Source organism: Acetobacter fabarum (assembly GCF_040702925.2).
In the GTDB taxonomy this organism is placed as follows: domain Bacteria; phylum Pseudomonadota; class Alphaproteobacteria; order Acetobacterales; family Acetobacteraceae; genus Acetobacter; species Acetobacter fabarum_B.
This window is the reverse complement of sequence record NZ_JBFCXX020000055.1, coordinates 1-834: the sequence shown is the minus strand read 5'-3', so window position 1 is coordinate 834 and position 834 is coordinate 1. Positions and strand designations below refer to the sequence as shown.

The following is an 834-nucleotide window of genomic DNA, read 5'->3' as shown; positions in this document are numbered from 1 at the left end:
GCCCGGTTGCGCTCGCGCTCCTGCCCCTGCGCTTCGATGGAAATCAGCCGTTCCATCATGGCGCTCTGGCCGGACTTGAGTGTGTCCACATCGTCCTCCAGCCCATCAAGGCGGCGGGCGTGGCTGTCCACGATCACGCGCAGGTCATCTTCAGCCGCGCAGGGTCCTGCGCACTGTGTTTCAGTCATCTGTTCCATCCGGACATAAAAAAACCGCCTCAAAAGGGCGGCGGGTCTGCGGGGTGCGCTGGTTTGGCTCAGGACGTGCCGCTACTGGCCGCCATCACATCCGCAGGTTGGGCAGGTAGTGCCGTGCTGGTGGTATCCGCGCCGCTGGCTATGGCCGCAATGGCACGGACATAGGCCTTCATATCAGCCGTAAAGACCTCGCCCATGGCAGAAGCCAGATTAGCCTGCTGCTGTATCCATGCCTGCGCGGTGGTCGCCTGTGTTTGCAAAGGAACAGCAACAACGGGCAGCGTGTAAGTCTGGACGGCTCCATTCACCATAATCTGGGTTCCCGTACTGCGCGCCGTCCATTCCGCCTCTGTCAACGCGATCATGTCGGACGCAGCAGGCAGCCACGCCGGGGCGGACGGGAACACATTAACGTCCACCCACATAACAGACGGATACCCGCCAATAAGTGCGCTGGAATTAGGGCAGACATAATACCGGGCCGGATAGCTTGTTGCCCACCACTCGGATGTGGTTATGGGTGTGGTTGTGGTCATTGTCTCGCTCATGCTCAATACCCCTCAACCCACCATGTTGCGTAACATGGCCACGTCAGCGAGGGGTCCGCAGTCACAGCCATATTAACAGTAATCGACGA

At 59.7% G+C, this 834-nt stretch carries 1 protein-coding gene and 1 pseudogene; both read right to left on the bottom strand.

What is annotated here, in order from left to right:
- Positions 1-188: pseudogene (locus tag AB2L51_RS15065) on the bottom strand (hypothetical protein); the annotation flags it as partial.
- A gap of 68 nt (positions 189-256) precedes the next feature.
- Entirely contained in the window at positions 257-745 is a 489-nt protein-coding gene (locus AB2L51_RS15060; protein WP_395583037.1) for a hypothetical protein, read from the bottom strand.
- Positions 746-834: the final 89 nt, after the last annotated feature.

Bases quoted from the DNA above. Each gene is read 5' to 3' on its own strand.
- AB2L51_RS15060 (WP_395583037.1), bottom strand. From the start codon at position 745: ATGAGCGAGACAATGACCACAACCACACCCATAACCACATCCGAGTGG.